This is a genomic window from Micromonospora sp. DT4 (assembly GCF_049841675.1).
Lineage (GTDB): Bacteria > Actinomycetota > Actinomycetes > Mycobacteriales > Micromonosporaceae > Micromonospora.
In genome coordinates this window covers 1-16,929 of the sequence record NZ_JBNCKT010000112.1, presented here as the reverse complement: position 1 = coordinate 16,929, position 16,929 = coordinate 1, and the positions used below count along the sequence as shown (strand labels likewise).

The 16,929-nt window shown below is 72.5% G+C and carries 14 protein-coding genes, 1 tRNA gene and 7 pseudogenes; 5 read left to right on the top strand and 17 right to left on the bottom strand.

All coding sequences use genetic code 11. The features are described from left to right. Positions 1 to 355 precede the first annotated feature (355 nt). On the top strand, positions 356 to 613 hold the full coding sequence (locus ACLQ24_RS24145; RefSeq protein ID WP_234586377.1) for a DUF3040 domain-containing protein: 258 nt from the start codon (positions 356 to 358) through the stop codon (positions 611 to 613). A 4-nt stretch (positions 614 to 617) separates the two neighbouring features. Here the strand turns inward: ACLQ24_RS24145 and ACLQ24_RS24140 are convergent, their stop codons facing one another. The 4 genes and pseudogenes from ACLQ24_RS24140 to ACLQ24_RS24125 all read right to left on the bottom strand — a co-directional run. Then, the gene (locus ACLQ24_RS24140; RefSeq protein ID WP_425893988.1) at positions 618 to 1,520 is read right to left on the bottom strand and encodes an SWIM zinc finger family protein; all 903 of its coding nucleotides are present in this window, start codon (positions 1,518 to 1,520) and stop codon (positions 618 to 620) included. After that, positions 1,517 to 4,327, bottom strand: a pseudogene (locus ACLQ24_RS24135) (DEAD/DEAH box helicase); the annotation flags it as partial. The gene ACLQ24_RS24140 and the pseudogene ACLQ24_RS24135, both read right to left, overlap by 4 nt. Before the next feature lie 108 nt (positions 4,328 to 4,435). Continuing rightward, a pseudogene (locus ACLQ24_RS24130) lies at positions 4,436 to 4,954 on the bottom strand (ATP-dependent helicase); the annotation flags it as partial. Positions 4,955 to 5,131: 177 nt separating this feature from the next. After that, positions 5,132 to 5,251, bottom strand: a pseudogene (locus tag ACLQ24_RS24125) (DUF664 domain-containing protein); the annotation flags it as partial. Between the two features lie 66 nt (positions 5,252 to 5,317). On the opposite strand from ACLQ24_RS24125, the gene ACLQ24_RS24120 reads away from it, so the two are divergent. Beyond that, complete coding sequence (locus tag ACLQ24_RS24120; RefSeq protein ID WP_425893987.1) at positions 5,318 to 5,524, top strand: hypothetical protein; 207 nt, start codon at positions 5,318 to 5,320, stop codon at positions 5,522 to 5,524. A gap of 7 nt (positions 5,525 to 5,531) precedes the next feature. On the opposite strand, the gene ACLQ24_RS24115 is transcribed toward ACLQ24_RS24120, so the two are convergent. Together ACLQ24_RS24115 and ACLQ24_RS24110 are read right to left on the bottom strand one after the other, a co-directional pair. Further along, the gene (locus ACLQ24_RS24115; RefSeq protein WP_425893986.1) at positions 5,532 to 6,674 is read right to left on the bottom strand and encodes a polysaccharide pyruvyl transferase family protein; all 1,143 of its coding nucleotides are present in this window, start codon (positions 6,672 to 6,674) and stop codon (positions 5,532 to 5,534) included. Positions 6,675 to 6,756: 82 nt separating this feature from the next. Then, positions 6,757 to 7,272 (bottom strand): GNAT family N-acetyltransferase, encoded by a 516-nt coding sequence (locus ACLQ24_RS24110; protein WP_425893985.1) that lies wholly within the window; start codon positions 7,270 to 7,272, stop codon positions 6,757 to 6,759. A 282-nt stretch (positions 7,273 to 7,554) separates the two neighbouring features. Here ACLQ24_RS24110 and ACLQ24_RS24105 point away from each other — a divergent pair. Then, positions 7,555 to 7,680 (top strand): annotated as a pseudogene (locus ACLQ24_RS24105) (aminoglycoside phosphotransferase family protein); the annotation flags it as partial. Positions 7,681 to 7,692: 12 nt separating this feature from the next. Here the strand turns inward: ACLQ24_RS24105 and ACLQ24_RS24100 are convergent. The 4 genes from ACLQ24_RS24100 to ACLQ24_RS24085 form a co-directional block, all read right to left on the bottom strand. Next, positions 7,693 to 8,322 (bottom strand): HAD-IA family hydrolase, encoded by a 630-nt coding sequence (locus ACLQ24_RS24100; protein WP_425893984.1) that lies wholly within the window; start codon positions 8,320 to 8,322, stop codon positions 7,693 to 7,695. Between the two features lie 37 nt (positions 8,323 to 8,359). Next, positions 8,360 to 8,536 carry a hypothetical protein gene (locus tag ACLQ24_RS24095; RefSeq protein ID WP_425893983.1) on the bottom strand — a complete coding sequence of 59 codons (177 nt, stop codon included), beginning with the start codon at positions 8,534 to 8,536 and terminating at the stop codon, positions 8,360 to 8,362. Further along, entirely contained in the window at positions 8,478 to 8,906 is a 429-nt protein-coding gene (locus tag ACLQ24_RS24090; protein ID WP_425893982.1) for a hypothetical protein, read from the bottom strand. Before ACLQ24_RS24090 ends, ACLQ24_RS24095 begins: the two co-directional genes overlap by 59 nt. Positions 8,907 to 9,121: 215 nt before the next feature. Next, on the bottom strand, positions 9,122 to 9,466 hold the full coding sequence (locus ACLQ24_RS24085; RefSeq protein WP_425893981.1) for a hypothetical protein: 345 nt from the start codon (positions 9,464 to 9,466) through the stop codon (positions 9,122 to 9,124). A gap of 236 nt (positions 9,467 to 9,702) precedes the next feature. Between ACLQ24_RS24085 and ACLQ24_RS24080 the strand changes: the two genes are divergently transcribed. Continuing rightward, a complete protein-coding gene (locus ACLQ24_RS24080) occupies positions 9,703 to 11,139 on the top strand; it encodes an RICIN domain-containing protein (RefSeq protein ID WP_425893980.1) in 1,437 nt (478 codons plus the stop codon). 74 nt (positions 11,140 to 11,213) lie between these two features. Next, positions 11,214 to 11,789: an HD domain-containing protein gene (locus ACLQ24_RS24075; protein WP_425893979.1), complete on the top strand. Its 576-nt coding sequence runs from the start codon at positions 11,214 to 11,216 to the stop codon at positions 11,787 to 11,789. Positions 11,790 to 11,816: 27 nt separating this feature from the next. On the opposite strand, the gene ACLQ24_RS24070 is transcribed toward ACLQ24_RS24075, so the two are convergent. The 7 genes and pseudogenes from ACLQ24_RS24070 to ACLQ24_RS24040 all read right to left on the bottom strand — a co-directional run. Beyond that, positions 11,817 to 11,888: transfer RNA gene (locus tag ACLQ24_RS24070), tRNA-Val, on the bottom strand. Positions 11,889 to 11,967: 79 nt separating this feature from the next. Then, positions 11,968 to 12,432: a peroxiredoxin gene (locus tag ACLQ24_RS24065; RefSeq protein WP_425893978.1), complete on the bottom strand. Its 465-nt coding sequence runs from the start codon at positions 12,430 to 12,432 to the stop codon at positions 11,968 to 11,970. 86 nt (positions 12,433 to 12,518) lie between these two features. After that, a complete protein-coding gene (locus ACLQ24_RS24060; protein WP_425893977.1) occupies positions 12,519 to 12,956 on the bottom strand; it encodes a DUF3052 domain-containing protein in 438 nt (145 codons plus the stop codon). A 112-nt stretch (positions 12,957 to 13,068) separates the two neighbouring features. Beyond that, positions 13,069 to 15,039: pseudogene (locus ACLQ24_RS24055) on the bottom strand (thiamine pyrophosphate-dependent enzyme); the annotation flags it as partial. Between the two features lie 90 nt (positions 15,040 to 15,129). Next, positions 15,130 to 15,573: pseudogene (locus ACLQ24_RS24050) on the bottom strand (transketolase); the annotation flags it as partial. Positions 15,574 to 15,624: 51 nt separating this feature from the next. Then, positions 15,625 to 16,104, bottom strand: coding sequence for a MarR family winged helix-turn-helix transcriptional regulator (locus tag ACLQ24_RS24045; protein WP_425893976.1), 480 nt, complete (start codon positions 16,102 to 16,104; stop codon positions 15,625 to 15,627). 418 nt (positions 16,105 to 16,522) lie between these two features. Next, positions 16,523 to 16,855, bottom strand: a pseudogene (locus ACLQ24_RS24040) (YjbQ family protein); the annotation flags it as partial. Between the last annotated feature and the right edge of the window lie 74 nt (positions 16,856 to 16,929).

The window sequence follows — 16,929 nt, the reverse complement described above, 5'->3', positions numbered from 1 at the left end:
GAAATCCTTGTTCCGCAAGCCCGAAGTCCGCTACGCCGCCTCCTGACCATCAACTATTTGCCTTACGGGTCAATAAGACAGCCCTCACCACGGCATTCGTGGCCGGCGAGCCGTGCGGTTCGGGCTCCGACCTTCCCAGCAGGGCGGACGCGCGGCAGCCGGGTACGGACCGGACCACGCCGCCGTACGCGCCGCGTTCTTCGCTGTTCACCACCACAGGCAAACTTAAGGTTCGGATAAGCCGGACGTGAGGCGGCCTCACGGAGGGGAAAAGTAGGAGGAGCGGGCGAGCGTGAGCCGCCGTCGCAACGGGTATGCCGCCGAACCGCTGAACGCGTGAGGGGAAGGCAGCGCCATGCTCAGCAAAGAGGATCAGCGCAGGTTCGACCAGATCACCCGTCAGCTCCGAGAGAGCGACCCGGCCTTCTTCGCCCGGCTCGACCATCGGGTCCGGGCCCGTCGGGGCCGATATCTGATGTTGTTGACCATCGTGCTGTGGGCGTCGCTGCCGGCGATGGCCGTGTTCGCCGGGCGGCTGGCCGGCGCGATCTGCGCGGTGGTGCTGGTGGCCAACGCGGCGATCATGTGGCGGTTCCGCCGCCGCTGGACGTGACGGTTCACCCCGGCCCGAAGGCACGGTACGCGCGACGCAGCCGCTCCAGCAGGCCGGGCCCACCGATGGCCGGTGCCGGCGGACCGAGCTGGCGCAGCAGGAGATCCGGCCCGGTCGCCAGTCGGGGTGGCCGGTCGGGCAGCGGCACGGGTGATGCCCAGAAGCGGTCCACCGCCTCCGCGACACCGGTGGCGGCCAGCCCGGCGAGCGCCCGGGACGCGCCGGCCGGTGGCCGGACGTCGACCGCCGACGGGCCTTCGTCCGTACTGGACACCGGTGCGACGCTGGCCGACGTGGCCGGCGTCGGCATGCCGGCCGCGTCGGCACGGCGGGCCCGCAGCCGGTCGAGCAGGTTCGCGCGCGATCGGCCACGCCAGTGCAGCAGCTCGAACGGGTCCGCGTCGAACGCCTCGGCGAGCAGGTAGAACGTGGCCGCGAGGTGCTTGCACGGCACCGCGAAGTCGGGACAGTTGCACCGCTGGGTCAGCTCGTCCACGCCTGCCGGGAACAGCGGGGCGCCCGCCGCGGCGAACAGCTCCTCCAGCTCGTCGGGAAGGTCCCCGGCGAGCAGGCGGGCGCTGAAGAACGCCTGCCCGGCCAGCTCGTCCTCGATGCGGGACCAGAGCTCCTCCGGGAACGCCTCCAGCGCGATGGAGACCTCGTACGGCCGGGGTCGGGAGCCCTGTACCTGGGCGGTGACCCGGCCGGGCGCGACGTCGAGCCGGAGCACCTGACCGGCCCGCGCGTACGACCGGCCGCGGGTCAGCCGGGTGCCGAGCGCGAACGACTCCAGCACCTCCAGGAAGCGCCGGGACCACCAGGACCGCCCGATCGCGCCCCGGGTGCTGCGCGCCTTCAGCCCCCCGTCGACCTTGCGGGGGCGGCCGTAGTCGGCGAAGTCGCTCACTCCACCACCGCCCCGGCCTCCAGGGCGAACAGGTCCCGGAGCTGACCCGTGGACAACTCGGTGATCCACTGTTCGCCGGTGCCGACCACCCGCTCGGCGAGGCTGCGCTTGTCCGCGATCAGCGCGGCCACCTTCTCTTCGACAGTGCCCGCGCAGACGAACTTGCGGACCTGCACCCGTCGCCGCTGCCCGATCCGGAACGCCCGGTCGGTGGCCTGGTCCTCCACCGCCGGGTTCCACCACCGGTCGACGTGCACCACGTGGTTGGCGGCGGTCAGGGTGAGGCCGGTGCCGCCGGCCTTGAGGGACAGCACGAACAGCGGCGGACCGTCGGCGGACTGGAAGCGCTGCACCATGGCGTCCCGCTCGGCCTTGCCGAGTCCACCGTGCAGGAACAGCACCTCCCGGCCGAAACGCGCCGACAGGTGCCCGCGCAGCATCGCGCCGAACTCGGCGTACTGGGTGAACAGCAGCGCCCGCTCCCCCGCCGCCAGGACCTCCTCCAGGATCTCGGTGAGCCGGGCCAGCTTGCCCGAGCGCCCGTCCAGCAGGGAGCCGTCGCGCAGCAGTTGGGCCGGGTGGTTGCAGACCTGCTTGAGCCGAGTCATGGTGGCCAGCACCAGCCCGCGTCGCTCGATGCCGTCGCTGGTCTCGATCCGGGCGAGCATGTCGTCTACCACCACCTGGTAGAGGGCGGCCTGTTCGGCCGTGAGGTTGCAGACCACCTCCATCTCCAACTTCTCCGGCAGGTCCGAGATGATCGACGAGTCGGTCTTGAGCCGCCGCAGCACGAACGGGCCGGTGATCCGGCGCAGCCGCTCGGCGGCCTCCGCGTCGCCGTGCCGCTCGATCGGCTCGGCGAAGCGCTTGCGGAACGTCGCGGCCGGGCCGAGCAGCCCCGGATTGGCGAACTGCATGATCGACCAGAGGTCGGCGAGCCGGTTCTCCACCGGCGTACCCGTCACCGCCACCCGTTGCCGGGCCGGCAGCGCGCGGACCGCCTCGGCCTGCCGGGTGGAGGCGTTCTTGATCGCCTGCGCCTCGTCCACCACCACCCGGTGCCAGTCGATGCCGGCCAGGTCGCCGGCGTCCCGCGCGGCCACCGAGTAGGTGGTGAGGACCAGGTCCGCGTCGTGCGCGGCCGTCGTGAACTCCGCCCCCCGCGCCCGCTCCGCCCCATGGTGTACGTGCACCCGCAGCCCCGGCGTGAACTTCGCCGCCTCCCGCTGCCAGTTGCCCACCAGCGACATCGGACAGACCAGCAGCGTCGGCCCGGCGTCCGGCGGATCTCCGGCGAGCAGCGCGAGCAGCTGCACGGTCTTGCCCAGCCCCATGTCGTCGGCCAGTACGCCGCCGAGCCCCAACGACCGCAGGAAGGCCAGCCAGGCCAACCCCCGCCGCTGGTACGGCCGCAGCGTCCCGGCGAAGCCCGGCGGCGGGTCGAGCGGGGTGAGACGGTGCTCGACCGCCCCGGCGAGCAGGTCGCCCAGCGCCCCGTCGGCGCTCACCTCCAGCACCGGCAGCGCCCCGGTGTCGTCGCCGTCGGTGAGCCCCAGGCGCAGCAGGTCGGCGACGGTCAGCTCGCCGGCCGAACGGAGCAGGCGCAGACCGGCGGCGAGCCGTCCCGGGTCCAGCTCCACCCACCGGCCACGCAGCCGTACCAGTGGGGTCTTCAGCTCGGCCAGCGCCGCCAACTCTTCGGCCGACAGTGGCTGGTCGCCGAGCGCGATCTCCCAGCGGTAGTCGACGAGCGCGTCCAGCCCGACGCCGGTCTCGGTGCCGGCCACCGTGCCGGGCGCGGTACGGCTGCGGGCGCGCAGCCGGGCGCCGAGCCGCGCCGACGGGCGCCGCCACCAGGAGGGCAGCAGCACCCCGAAGCCGGCCGCGTGCAGCACCGGGGCACCCTCGCTGAGGAACCGGTGCGCGCCCTCGACGTCCAGCTCCAACGCCTCGGGCGCGGCGGTGCGCAGCGCGGCGTCCAGGTCGGGCCAGAGCCGGCTGGCCCGCCCCAGCTCGGCCAGCAGGGTCTCCTGCGGGCTGCCCGTACCGCTGGTCGTGTGCGCCCGCCAGACCTCGGCGGCGTCGACGTGCAGGCCCGGCTCGTCGGCGGCCTGCAACCCGAACTCCAACCGCCACCGGGCGCCACCCTCGGCCAGCTCACCGCCGTCCGCGCGGATGAACGGGGGCGACACGTCGCCCGCCACCGGGCGGGTGGCCAGGATCGGTTCGGTGACCTCGTCGGGGGCCGGCTCGACCAGCCGGAAACTGGCCCGCACGGCCCCGCCGGCCGCGTCACGCTGCCAGTCGTCCAGCTCGGTACGCAGGAGGTGCAGCGCCGCCCGGTCGACGGTGAAGGCACGGCGGGGCCCGGCCAGCGCGGCCAGCCAGGCTGGCGCGGGTCCTCCCGGGCGCAGTCCCCGGGCCAGGGTGGTGCTCGCGAGGGCGGCCCGCGCCGCAGCGTCGGTGAGGGCGTCGAGAGCGTCCGCCACCAGCGCGGCAGCGGTCAGCTCGCCGTCGGCGGCATCGTCAACGGCTCGGGCAACCTCCGCTCCGGCGGTGGCCTCGGCAGCGGCGACCGCCGGCGGCGTGGCGGCAGAGGCCAGCGACGCAGGGACAGCGGGCGCAGGAGGGACCGCGGCGGCTCGGGCGGCCGGGGGCAGGGCCAGCGCCAGCGAACGCGCCCACGCGGCGTCGGTGCCGGTGAGCAGCGGACGCCACACCGCCCGCGCGACCACCTGGGCCCGCTCATCGACCGAGCGTGCCACGCCGGCACCAGCCAGCTCCGCACCGGTCGGGGCGGCAGCCGCCACGCCGGCACCAGCCAGCTCCGCACCGGTCGGGGCGGCAGCCGCCACGCCGGCACCAGCCAGCTCCGCACCGGTCGGGGCGGCAGCCGCCAGGGCGGCACCAGCCAGCTCCGCACCGATCGGGGCGGCAGCGGTCAGGGCGGTCGAGTCGGTCGGCGCGTGGACGCCCGGCAGGACGCGGCCCCGGGCCACCAGGTCGGCGGCGAAGTCGGCCAGTTCGGCGAGGTGACGCAGGGTCGCGCCGGGCACCACCGGGAGATCGTCCAGGGCGCGGAGCAGGGGCAGGGCGTCGTCCGGGGCGTACACCAGGATGGGCACCCGCCACGCGGCGAGGGTGAGCCGGCTGCGGGCCGGTGGTGCGACGGTGGTCCGGATCAGCTCGGGCGAGTCGGTCGGCGCGCCCGCCCGGGTGGGCAGGGTGAGCAGCGCGGTGGCCGGGCGGGCCGGCTCGGCGGCGTCGGCGAGGGCCGCGACCAGGTCGGCGTGGCCGGCGGCGAAGGGGTGCGGGCGCTCCCGGGGCGGCCGGCCGGAGCGCGCGAGGGGTAGCGGCGCGGCGCTGTCCTCGGCCCAGACGGCGAGGCCGCAGGTTGTGTCGCCGGGCAACCACAGCCCGTGGATGACCAGCACGTACTCCCCCTCGTCGTCGCCCGCGCCCAGGATAGGCGGTCCCGAGCGGGAAGCTCGCGCTCAGGAGGATGATCCACACCAGGTCGGCGACGTGGTGGCTTTGCGCCGCCTGGACATCCCCGCATCGGCGACCTGGAGTGGATCATTGCCGGGCCTGACATGCGCGGTCCGCCGGGCTCAGAGCGCGCCGGTCGACCCGTCGGTCAGCTCCCGCAGGATGTCGGCGTGGCCGGCGTGCCGGGCGGTCTCCTCGATCAGGTGGACCAGGATCCAGCGCACCGACACCTCACCGAGCCGCGCCGGAACCCTCGCGCTGCCCCCATCCCGCTGCGAGCCGGCTTCACGGCGGGCAGGATGGGGCGCATGGCTTCATCCGTGCAGATTTCCCTCGTCGGCGGCGCGGCGGACGGGCAGACCGTGACCGTCGAGCTGGACACCAACGGTCGCCCGCCCCTCACCCACCACCACCTCGGGCCCGGTGGACTGGCCGAGGCGCAGATCTACGAGCTGGAATCCGCCCGCGACGAGGCCCACGAGTGGCACTACCGGTGGACCGGCCCGGCGGTGTGACCGCGGGTCAGGCCCGGGTGAGGGTCCGGTTGCGCAGCCGGTCCAGCACGCCGCGGGTGACCTCGGAGGTGCCGCGGGCCTGCTCGCAGACCTCGGCGACACGGCGGGCCGTGGCCTCGGCGCGCTCCGCGCGTTCGTCCCAGAGGCGGTCGACCTCGGCCAGCAGCGGCCCCTCCACCTCCCGCTCCACGCCCCGCAGCGCCGGCACGCCGAGCCGTTGGGCCAGGTCGAAGACCTTTCCGGCGTACGGCAGTGGCAGGAACGGCGTACCCACCATCGCCGCGAAGATCAGGAAGTGCAGGCGCATGCCGACGGCGAGGTCGAAGTGGCGCATCAGCCCGAGCACCTGCTCCGGCGAGTAGGTGCCGTGCAGGATCCGCCCCCGCTCGGCGGCGACCATGTGTGACAGCACCCCGTGCGAGTGCCGGATGTCGTCGCGTTCCATGGGCACGAACAGGACGTACGCGTCGATGCGGTGCACCAGGAAGTCACCGATCTGGGCCAGCAGCCGGTGGTAGCCGTCGACGTCGAGGCGTTCCGCGGCCCGTCCCGGCTCCCGCACGCTGATCCCGACCATCCTCTTGCCGGCCGGCACCCCCTCCTCGCTGAGCAGGTGCGCCGGGAAGTCGGCCGGCTGCAACAGGAACGCCGGGTCGGCGGTGACCGTGATCGGGTTGAGCAGTCCCGCCTCCTCCAGGACCATCCGGGACTCCTGGTCCCGGACGGTCACCTGGGTCGCGCCGGCCAACGTTTCGCGGACCATGCCCGTGTCGACCGCGTCGCTGAGCGGTCCGACCCCCACCGCGTACGTGATGAGGGGCAGACCGCGTTCCTGGGCGACCCGGACGACCCGCAGGTAGCGGCGGGCCTCCCGGTCGTAGAGGATCCCGCCGCCGCCCAGGATGAGCAGGTCGAGCTGGGCCAGCACCAACGCCGAGTCGGTGCGGCTGACGCCCTCCCACGGCACCGCCTCCACGTCTGGGTGCGCGGCCCGGGTGTGTTCCGGGTGGCGGGAGAAGACGATGATCCGGGCGTTCGGTTCCTGCGTGCGTAGATCGGCGAGCAGGCCGGTGAGGATCGCCTCGTCGCCGAGGTTCCGGCCACCGTACGAGCCGAGCACACCGATGGTCAGTCCGGCGCCGTGCGTCATCCGTCGCTCCTCCCCAGGTGCGGTCCGCGCGGGTTTTCCCGCTGGGCAGGTGAACAGTCCTGCCCGAGGGACCGCCACCGGCTCAGCCCGCTCCGGAGATCCACTTCGCCATCTGCTGCGACGTGACCTCGAAACCCAGACTCCGGTAGAGACCGATCGCCACGGTGTTCGTGCCGAAGACGTTCAACCCCAGCTCGGGCACCCCGAGTCCGGCCAGTTCGGCCTCGACGAGCTGGATCATCCGTCGTGCGTGCCCGCGTCCCCGGTGTGCCGGATCTACCTCGATGTTGTAAATCCAGGCCTGTCGGCTGTCGGCGTTCGCCGGCAGGCTCACCCAGATCCAGCCGACCTCGGTGTCGTCGACCCGCGCCACCCGCAGCAGCACCCGCTCGGTGGCCGCGCCCGCCGGCAGCAGCTCGCGTAGCTGCTCGACGGAACGCTCCCGGGCCGCCTGCGGGTTCAGGCCGCGATGCGCGACCAGATCCTCGGCGTACCCGACCTCCAGGGGTTCCCGCAGCCGGGCCAGTTCCTGCTCGGTCATCGGCGTCAGCGTCAACTCCACGGCGGCCTCCCTCTCCCCTCGGTCGAATTCCGCCACCAGTCCACCACGCCCACCCACCCCGCACCCCGACCCCGCACCCCCGACCCCCGTGATCATGAGGTTAGCGGGAGAGCTGGTCTCTTCGGCGCGCGTCAACCTCATGATCAACGAAGTGGGGGCGGCGGGAATCGGGTTGTTGGGGCGGTCTCCCAGTCGGGTGGTTACTCGCCGGGCACCGCCGACGTCGACCCGGTCGCGATCACCGGCGTGTACGCCGGGCTGGCCGGCGTGTACGCCGGGCTGGCCGGCGTGTACGCCGGGCTGGCCGGCGTGTACGCCGGGCTGGCCGGCTTCTTTACCGACAGCGCCCGCCGGCCGCCGCCCCCCGGCATCCCGACGGTACGGGCGTTCCAGCAGGCCCAGGCCGACGCCCTGCTCCCCTGGCTGGCCCAGCGCCTCACCTGAGCCCTCGGCCGGTCAGCGTGCCGTTGCCGACTCCGACAACCCGTACGTGAGCTGCGTCAGATCGGCCAGCCGCAGGTCGCCGTCGAGCCCCTTCAGCGCGGCGGTCACCGCGCCGGCCGCGCGTCCGGCCCGCACCCCCACCTCGGCGTCCTCGACGACCAGGCAGCGCGCCGGCGGCACGTCGAGCGGCGCGGCGGCACGCAGGTAGCCGTCCGGGGCCGGTTTGCCCTCGCGGACGTCCTCCACCGTCACCAACACGGGTGGCGCGATGCCGGCAGCGCCGAGCCGGGCCTCGGCCAGCCGCACGTCGGCGCTGGTCACCACCGCCCAGGGCAACCCCAGCCGGGCCAACGTCGACAGCAGCTCATGGGCGCCCGGGGTGGCAGTCACGTCGGACAGGTCGTCGTACTGCAACGCCAACTGCCGTGCCGCCGCCACGGCGACCGCAGCGTCGTCGAGTGCGGGAAGGAGCCGGCGGATCGTCTGATCGGCGGGGCTGCCGTGCGCGATCGCGAGTGCCGCCGCCGGTTCGACGGCGTACTCGAAGGCCCACCGCTCCCAGGCCCGCTCGACGGCGGCGTCGGAGTCCACCAGGGTGCCGTCCATGTCGAAGAGCACCGCGCCGATGCCGGGCAGATCCACCTGACCACCTCCCCGCCCGAGCATAGGCGGGACGCGGTCAGCCCTCGCGGTCGACGGCGGGACGCGCGGCGTCGACGAACGCGACGCGGCGGTCCGTGCGTACCTCGATGGCCGCGAGCCAGCGCTCCCGATGCCGGTCGCGCAGCGCCGCCGCGTCACCCGGCTCGTCGGCAAGCCGGCGCTGCTCGGCGTACTCCGTCGTGAGGCTGGCCACCACCGACCGGCCCGCCGCCGCGACGTCCGCCGGACCTTCCAGCAACACCAGGTTGTACGCCTCGTCCACGGCCGCGCATCGCCGCGTACGTCTCGTCGTAGCCGGGCGTGACCGCGTCCGCGCCCGGCTCGATCCACCGCCGGTCCAACCGCCGGTACGCCGCGTCGCAGGCGCCGAGGAACCCGACGTACGCGTCGCGCCGCAGCTCCTCGCGCCGGGCCGCCGACCGGTCGGCGCTCTCCTGCTGGGCGATGGTGAGCTGGTGGGCGAGCTGACGGCGGGTGCTGCGGGCGGCGATCAGCCCGGTCAGCGCGGCGGCGGCCAACGTGGACAGTGACGTGATCAGCGCGACGGCGACGGTGTCCTGCACGCGCCCATTCTGGCGGCAGCGGCCGACACGGCTTCACGGTCACCGACGACCACGACCTGCTCGACACGGCGCGGGCCCTGTCCGTGCCGACCCGCAGGACGACGTCGCTGGCACACAGCCGGGTGATGGTCGCCGATCGCGCGTGACGCTCGTCCTGGGTCAGTGGACCAACCGACCCACCAGCGCGGCGAGCGTGTCGGGGTGCTCGTCGGTCATCAGGTGACCGGCGGCGGGGACGATGTCGACGCGGCCTGAAGCCGCTGTTCCGCCGCCGCGCGCAGCCGGTCCGGGGGCAGGAACACGTCGTGGTCACCGCTCGCGATCACGACCGGCGCCCTGCTCGTCGCCGCCGGCACGAGATCATCGGTACTCACCGGACGGGCGTGTCGGCCGACAAGCGTCATCCAGTCCACCAGCTCGGCGCGGGGCGTACGGCCGGGTGCGGACAGGAGGCGCAGCAACCGGAGGCTCGACGCGGGCCGGGGCCGTGCGAGCCAGCCCAGGAACGCCAGCAGGACACGAGGGGTGACCTTGAGCCGGCACAGTCCGCCCGGTGCCACCCCGACCGTGCCGCTGACCCGGGGGATGCTCGGAGGCGAGCGTCACCGCGCCACCGAACGAGTGCCCGAAGGTCACGACCGGACCGGTGGTGGCCTCCTCGACGACGGCGCTCAGCCATGCGCCGTACCAACTGAGCCCGCCACCGGTGATCGTCGTCGACCCGCACCGGCGAGAATAGATGTAGATTGATGAGCGAATCGACCGGTCGCCGCCCGCCCGCGGAAGGACGAACGTAGTGAGACGCAACAGACTGCTTCCATCCCTGGTGGCGGCGCTCACCCTGGTCGGAGCGGCGATCGTGGCGGTCACCACCATGGCCGCCGCCCCGGCCCAGGCGGCGCCGGTCACGATCCCCAACGGTACGCAGTTCACCGACACCGCCGGCAACGTGCTGCACGCGCACGGCGGTGGGGTACTCAAGGTCGGCGACTACTACTACTGGTTCGGTGAGAATCGCAACGCCAACAACACGTTCCGGGCGGTCTCCGTCTACCGCTCCACCAACCTGCGCGACTGGGAGTTCCGCAACAACGTGCTGACCCAGTCGTCGGCGGCGGAACTGCAAACGGCCAACATCGAGCGGCCAAAGGTCATCTACAACGCCAGCACCAACCGGTACGTGATGTGGATGCACAAGGAGAACGGCACCGACTACGGCGAGGCCAGGGCCGCCGTCGCCTCCTCGGCCACCGTGGACGGCACCTACACGTACCACGGCAGCTTCCGGCCGCTGGGAAACATGTCGCGGGACATCACGCTCTACAACGACGGCGGTACCGCCTACATGATCTCCGCCGGCGACGAGAACCGCGACCTGCTCATCTACCGCCTCACCGCCGACTACCTCACCGTGGCCACGCTGGTCGGCAACTTCTGGAACGACGGCAACCGTGAGGCACCGGCTCTGTTCAAGCGCGGTAGCACCTACTTCCTGCTCACCTCGGGCCTGACCGGTTGGAGCCCGAACCAGGCCAGGTACGCCACGGCCTCCAGCATCTCCGGTCCGTGGAGCGGCATGACCAACGTCGCGGACTCGACCACCTTCCGCTCCCAACCGGCCTTCGTGCTCCCCATCCAGGGCACGTCGACGACGAGCTACCTCTACCTCGGCGACCGCTGGGCCGGCGCCTGGGGCGGGCCGGTCAACGATTCCCAGTACGTGTGGTTGCCGATCACCTTCCCCTCCGCCACGACCATGAACCTGACCTGGTATCCCACCATCACCATCGACGCCGCCGCGGGCACCGTCTCCGGAGAGGCGCCGCTCTCCTACCGCATCACCAACCGCAACAGCGGCAAGGTGGTCGACGTGCTGGACATGTCCGTCAGCGACAACGCCGAAGTCAGACAATGGTCCTGGAACGGAGGCGCGAACCAGAAGTGGGAGTTCCGCGACGCCGGTAGCGGCTACTTCCGGATCGTCAACCAGAACAGCGGCAAATGCCTCGACGTCGCCAACGCCTCCACCGCCAACGTCGTCCAGTACACCTGCGGCGCGGGCATCAACCAGCAGTGGCAGTGGGTCGCCACCGGCGACTACTACCAGCTGCGCGCCCGACACAGCGGCAAGTGCCTGGACGTGGTGAGCAGCGGCACGGCAGACGGCACCGACATCACTCAGTACACCTGCGGAACCGGCGCCAACCAGCAGTGGACCCGCACCCAGTCCTGACATCGCCGCCACCTCAAGACCGCTATCGTCTACAGCCTGCGGGCAGACGGACTCACCGGCACAGGGACGGGCAGATGACCGACGACCAAGACGCCGGAGCCATGAGATTCATCTTCGAAGCCGGCGTCCTCAAACGCGCCGCCCGAACCGGCTGGTGGTTCGCCGGCGTCAAGCAACCCGAGTCCATCGCCGAGCACTCCTTCCGAACGGCGCTCATCGGAATGATGCTCGCCGCCATGGAGGCTGCCGACCCTGCCCGAGTATCGATGCTGTGCACCGTGCATGACACCCAGGAAACTCGGATCACCGACATTCCGCACATCGCCAAGCGCTACCTCACCGCCGCACCCAACACGGCCGTCACCGCTGACCAGGTAGCCGGCTGTCCACCGCCGGTCGTCGATGTCATCACCGCCGCAGTCGCCGAGTACGAAGCTGGCGAGACGCTGGAAGCTGTCGTCGCTCGTGACGCTGACAAGCTGGAATGCCTCGTCCAAGCCGTCGAGTACCGCCACCAGGGCATCGACAATGTCCAGCGCTGGATCGACAGCTCACGAACCGCTTTGAAGACCGCCAGCGCCCAGCGCCTCGCCGACGCCGCCCTCAACGGACAGCCGCTCGCCTGGCTCACGCCCCCGCCTCAGGAGTAAGCGTTCAACACGGCTGGTGATGATGGGTGGGCGCGGCAGGTTTCGAACCTGCGACCCCCCGCTTGTAAGGCGGGTGCTCTCCCACTGAGCTACGCGCCCCGGATCGCCCCGTGTGCGGCGGGCCGGTGGCTCGCAAGCCTACCTGCTCGCCGCCGGCCCGACCGCACGCGTACCCCCCTCAAGCCGTCGCGTCGGCGATGGCCTTGCGCCAGCCCTGCTGGTCGCGGGCCTCGCCGGGGCCGTTCATCTCGGCGAAGCGGACCACGCCGGCCTTGTCGATGACGAAGGTGCCCCGGTTGGCGAAGCCGGCCACGTCGTTGAAGACCCCGTACGCCTGGGCGACGGCGCCGTGCGGCCAGAAGTCGGCAAGCAGCGGGAACTGGTAGCCCTCCCGGTCGGCCCAGATCTTGTGGCTGTAGGCCGAGTCGACGCTGACTGTCAGCACCTGGACGTCGTCGTTCACGTACTCGTCGAGGTTGTCCCGCACCTCGGCCAGCTCGCCCTGGCAGGTGCCGGTGAACGCGAGGGGGTAGAACACCAAGAGCACGGCGCGCCTGCCGCGGAAGTCCGAGAGCTTGACCTCCTGGTTGTTCTGGTCCTTCAGTACGAAGTCCGGCGCCTCGGCGCCAACCTCGATGGGCATGTGAACTCCTCGGGTCGACTCGGGGGACGAGGCCAGCCCGGCGCGCCCGACGGCGGACCGCCGGGGCGCGAGGGGACGAGGACGGGCTACTTCTTGGCCTTGGCCCCTCGGCGCAGCACCAGGCGGGCGCCGCTCCAGTCCCGGCCGGCGTTGACGGTCGAGGTCTGCTGGAGGCCAGCGGTGGGCGCGGACTCCGCGACCTCGCTCGGCTCGACGTGCCCCTCGCGCCCCGCCTTGGGGGTGAGGAGCCACACGACCCCGTTGTCGCCCAGCGGGCCGAGGGCGTCGACGAGCAGCTCGAAGAGGTCACCGTCGCCGTCGCGGTACCACACGAGCACCACGTCGACCACCTCGTCGGTGTCCTCGTCGACCAGATCTCCACAGCGGTCGGTCAGGGCGTCCCGGAGATCCTGGTCGACGTCGTCGTCGTACCCCATCTCCATGACGACCATCCCCGGTTCGATGCCGAACCGGTCCGCCAGGCTGCGTACCCCGTCGGCGGCCTGACCAGCGGTCGCGCTCACTGTCGCGTGCCTCCTCATCTCGTCCCTGCTCGCGGCGTCGGACCGACGCCGTCAGGCAAAGTCCACACAGTTGTGCGTCTGCGCGCAAGTGGCGCACCGGGTGGAACGGAATTTACCGTGCCAGCAGCGTACGGGCACCGTCGGTAATGGCTTCCGGGGAGACCAGAACATGACGTGCCGCCGGGCCTAATGGTACAAACGAGTCAACTCCGGCCACCCGCCGCGCCGCACCGACATATCCGGCGTCGACCAGCGCGGCGATCACTCCCTCGCCGACCCCGCCCGACCGGCGTGTCTCGTCCACCACCAGCACCCGGCCGGTCGCCGAGGACTCGCGGATGATGTCGGCCACCGGCAGGGGCGCCAGCCAGCGCAGGTCCACCACGCGGGTGCCCACGCCCTCCTCGGCGAGCACGGCCGCGGCCCGCAGCGACATCCGCACGCCGTTACCGAAGGTGATGATGGTCAGGTCGTCGGCCGAGCCGATCCGGTAGACCCGGGCCCGGCCGATCGGCACGTGCCCGGCCACCCACGAGCCCGGCTCGGGATAGCCGGCGAGCCACTCACCGTCGCCCTCGGCGTACAGGTCCCGGGTGTGGTAGAGCGCGATCGGCTCCAGGAACACGCACACGCTGCCGTCCACCGCCGCGCTCGCCAGACAGGTCCGCAGCATGGGCGCGGCGTCGTCCGGGCGCGCCGGCACCGCGACCACAAGACCCGGCACATCCCGGAGTACGGCCACCGAATTGTCGTTGTGGAAGTGCCCGCCGAACCCCTCCTGGTACGCCAACCCGGCGACCCGCACCACCATGGGGTTACGGAAGGTGCCCCGCGAGAAGAACTGCATCGTGGCGGCCTCGCCACGGAGCTGGTCCTCGGCGTTGTGCAGGTACGCCAGGTACTGGATCTCCGGTACCGGCAGCATCCCGGCCAGCCCGGCGCCGAGGCCCAGCCCCAGCACCGACGTCTCGTCGAGCAGCGTGTCGAAGACCCGGGCCGCCCCGAACCGGTCGCGCAGGCCCTTCGTCACGCCGTACACGCCGCCCTTGGCGGCCACGTCCTCGCCGAAGACGGCCATCTGAGGGTGGTCGAGCAGCCCGTCGGCGAGCGCCGCGTTGATGCTCTGCGCCAGGGTCATCGGCCCGCTCAGCTCCGGGGGCTTGCCCCCGAACGCCTCCTCGCGGGCCGCCGCGCCCGGCCCGCTGGCCCGGGCCGCCGCGTCGGCCACGGCCCGCGCCACGCGTACCGGTCGACGGGGGGCCAGCGCCGACACCACGTCGGCGGCGGAGGCCAGCTTCGGCTCGCCCAGCACCTCCTCGGCGAGCCGGCGTACCTGCCAGCCCGTCTCGTCGTACCGGGCCAGCAGCTCCTCGGCGGTCGCCACGCCGGCCCCGACCAGCAGCCGCGCGGTGGCGGCCACCGGGTCCCGGTCAAGGTCCTCGGCCAGCTCGGCCGGGCTGCGGTACGCCGACTCCGCGTCGGCCCCGGCGTGGCCCATGAGCCGGAACGTGCGCAGGTGCAGCACGGCGGGACGCCGGTACCGACGTACCCAGGCGGCGGCCTCCTGCGCCACCGCGTACGTCCCCACGGGGTCGGCACCGTCCGCGCTGAAGTAGCGGATGCCCGGCTTGGCGCGCAGGGTCGCCTCCACCCAGCCCTCCGGCGAGCGGACGCTGATGCCCAGCCCGTTGTCCTCGCAGACGAAGAGCACCGGGATGCGCAGGCCGGCGTGGTCGTACCAGCCCGCGGTGTTGAAGGCGGCGGTGGCGCTGGCATGGTTGACCGACGCGTCGCCGAACGAGCAGACCACGATCGCGTCCGGCGGCCAAGGGACGTGCGCCGCGCCGGCGCCGCTGCCGACACGCACTCCGACCCCGGTACGCCGCCCGACGGTGTCCAGCCGGCGCAGCCGCTCCACGGCCAGCCCCATCCCGACCGCGCGGGGCAGGTGCGAGGCGATGGTGGAGGTGGTCGGCACGACGGCCAGATCGGCACGGCCGAACACCTTGTGCCGGCCGCCGGCGATCGGCTCCTCGCTGGACGCGACCATCCCCCGCAACACGTCCCGGGCCGCCTCCGCGTACGGTGCGAAGCCACCGGTGGGTGCCTCGGACCCGGCCGGTGCGGGTTCGGAGGCCGCATCCGAGGCGTCGGCGGCAGACGTCGGATCTTCCGGAGCGGTGGACGTCGAATCTTCCGGAGCGGTGGACGTCGGATCTTCCGGAGCGGTGGACGTCGGATCTTCCGGAGCGGCGGGCGTCGGAGCGGCCGTGGCGACCTGGGCGGCTCGCACGCAGTAGAACGCCCCGGAGCGGTAGTGCAGCAGCGCCGGGTCGGTGGGACGCAGCGCGGCGGCGACCGCCGCATTGCCCTCGTGCCCGGACGAGCCGATGGTGTAGAAACCCTCCCCGAAGCTGCGCAGCCAGCGCCCGGCCAGGTCGAGTTGCCGGCTGGTCACCTGCGCGTCGAACAGATCGAGTAGGTGGGCGCCGGTCAGCGGGGCGTCGTCGGTGACCGGATCGGTGAGGTCACGCCGTTGCGGTGGAGCGGGCAGCGCCGCCAGCGTCTCCCGGAACCGGTCGTCGAGATCTTGCGGGGTGGTCACGTCCGACAGCATTACCGACGCAGGCCACCGCCGCCCAGTGGGACACGGCTGGCGCGGGTCGACTCACTGCGGGTCGCACGGCTCCGGACAACCGCCGTCGGACACCTTCCACACCAGGTCACGCAGGGTGGACAGCTCCTCGTCGCTCAGCCCGGTGAGCAGTCGGGAGTCGGACATCACGTCAGCCACCCGGTCCCGCACGACGCGACCGTCAGCGGTCACCACGAGCGTCTTCTGCCGGCGGTCGGCCGGGTCGGTCCGACGCTCGACCAGGCCGGCCTGCTCCAACTTGTCGACAAGCGCCGTCACGTTCGACCGGTCACAGCTCAGCCGGTCGGCGAGGTCACGTGCCGGTAGGGGACGGTCCGGGTCCAGCTCGTGCAACGCCCGGGCCGCCGCCGGGGTGAGCCCCAGCTCGGCGAACGCGCTGCCCTGCCGATGCCGCAGAGAGGCCGTCAGATGCGCCATCCGACGCATCGCGTCGGCGGCCAGCCCGGCACGATCCACCGGCCCGTCCGCTGCCGACACCACCTCCCGCGCCACCGCCACATCGTACGCACCACGACGACCACCCAGCTCAGCGATCAGGTTCGGCCGGCGCCAACCTGCCGCGCCAACCTGCCCCGCCGACCTGCCGGGCCAACCTGCCTGGCCAACCTGCCTGGCCATGTCGGATGGGCTTGGAGGCGGGCGATGTCGAATGGGGGCTCGCGTCGGCGCGCAACGGCCGCCGGAACGGTCAAGATCCGCGCAACGTCGGCGCATCCGCGACCGCCGCTGGAACGGTCAAGATCCGCGCAACGTCGGCGCATCCGCAACGGCCGCTGGAACGGTCAAGATCCGCGCTACTTCGGTGGAGGCTGCCTCGGCGCGCCCGGAGACAGCAGTTTCGGGTTAGTTGCGCGGATCTTGGACCGGGACGGTGGCCTGTACCGCAGCATGGGCGGGCGCGGGCGGGGCGTCAGGCGGGCAGGAAGGAGAAGCGGACCTGGCGGGTGGGGTTGTCGCCGTTGGTGTCGACCAGGCAGACGGACTGCCAGGTGCCCAGGGCCAGTCGACCGGCGAGCACCGGCAGCGTCGCGTACGGCGGGACGAAGGCCGGCAGGACGTGGTCCCGGCCGTGCCCGGGTGAGCCGTGCCGGTGTCGCCAACGGTTGTCGGTAGGCAGCAGCGCGTCGATGGCGGCGAGCAGGTCGTCGTCGGAGCCCGACCCGGTCTCGATGATCGCCAGTCCGGCGGTGGCGTGCGGCACGAAGACGTGCAGCAGGCCGTCCCCCTCGCCGGAGACGAAGCTCTGAGAGACTGTCGGGTAACTGGACGGCTACGCAGTGAGAAGTCGTTCGGCGTTGATGCGTCGGGCGGCTTCGC

What these genes read in the sequence shown, in the direction of transcription:
- ACLQ24_RS24145 (WP_234586377.1), top strand. Translation starts at nt 356, where the DNA reads ATGCTCAGCAAAGAGGATCAGCGCAGGTTCGACCAGATCACCCGTCAG.
- ACLQ24_RS24120 (WP_425893987.1), top strand. Translation starts at nt 5,318, where the DNA reads ATGGCTTCATCCGTGCAGATTTCCCTCGTCGGCGGCGCGGCGGACGGG.
- ACLQ24_RS24115 (WP_425893986.1), bottom strand. Translation starts at nt 6,674, where the DNA reads ATGACGCACGGCGCCGGACTGACCATCGGTGTGCTCGGCTCGTACGGT.
- ACLQ24_RS24075 (WP_425893979.1), top strand. Translation starts at nt 11,214, where the DNA reads ATGACCGACGACCAAGACGCCGGAGCCATGAGATTCATCTTCGAAGCC.
- ACLQ24_RS24065 (WP_425893978.1), bottom strand. Translation starts at nt 12,432, where the DNA reads ATGCCCATCGAGGTTGGCGCCGAGGCGCCGGACTTCGTACTGAAGGAC.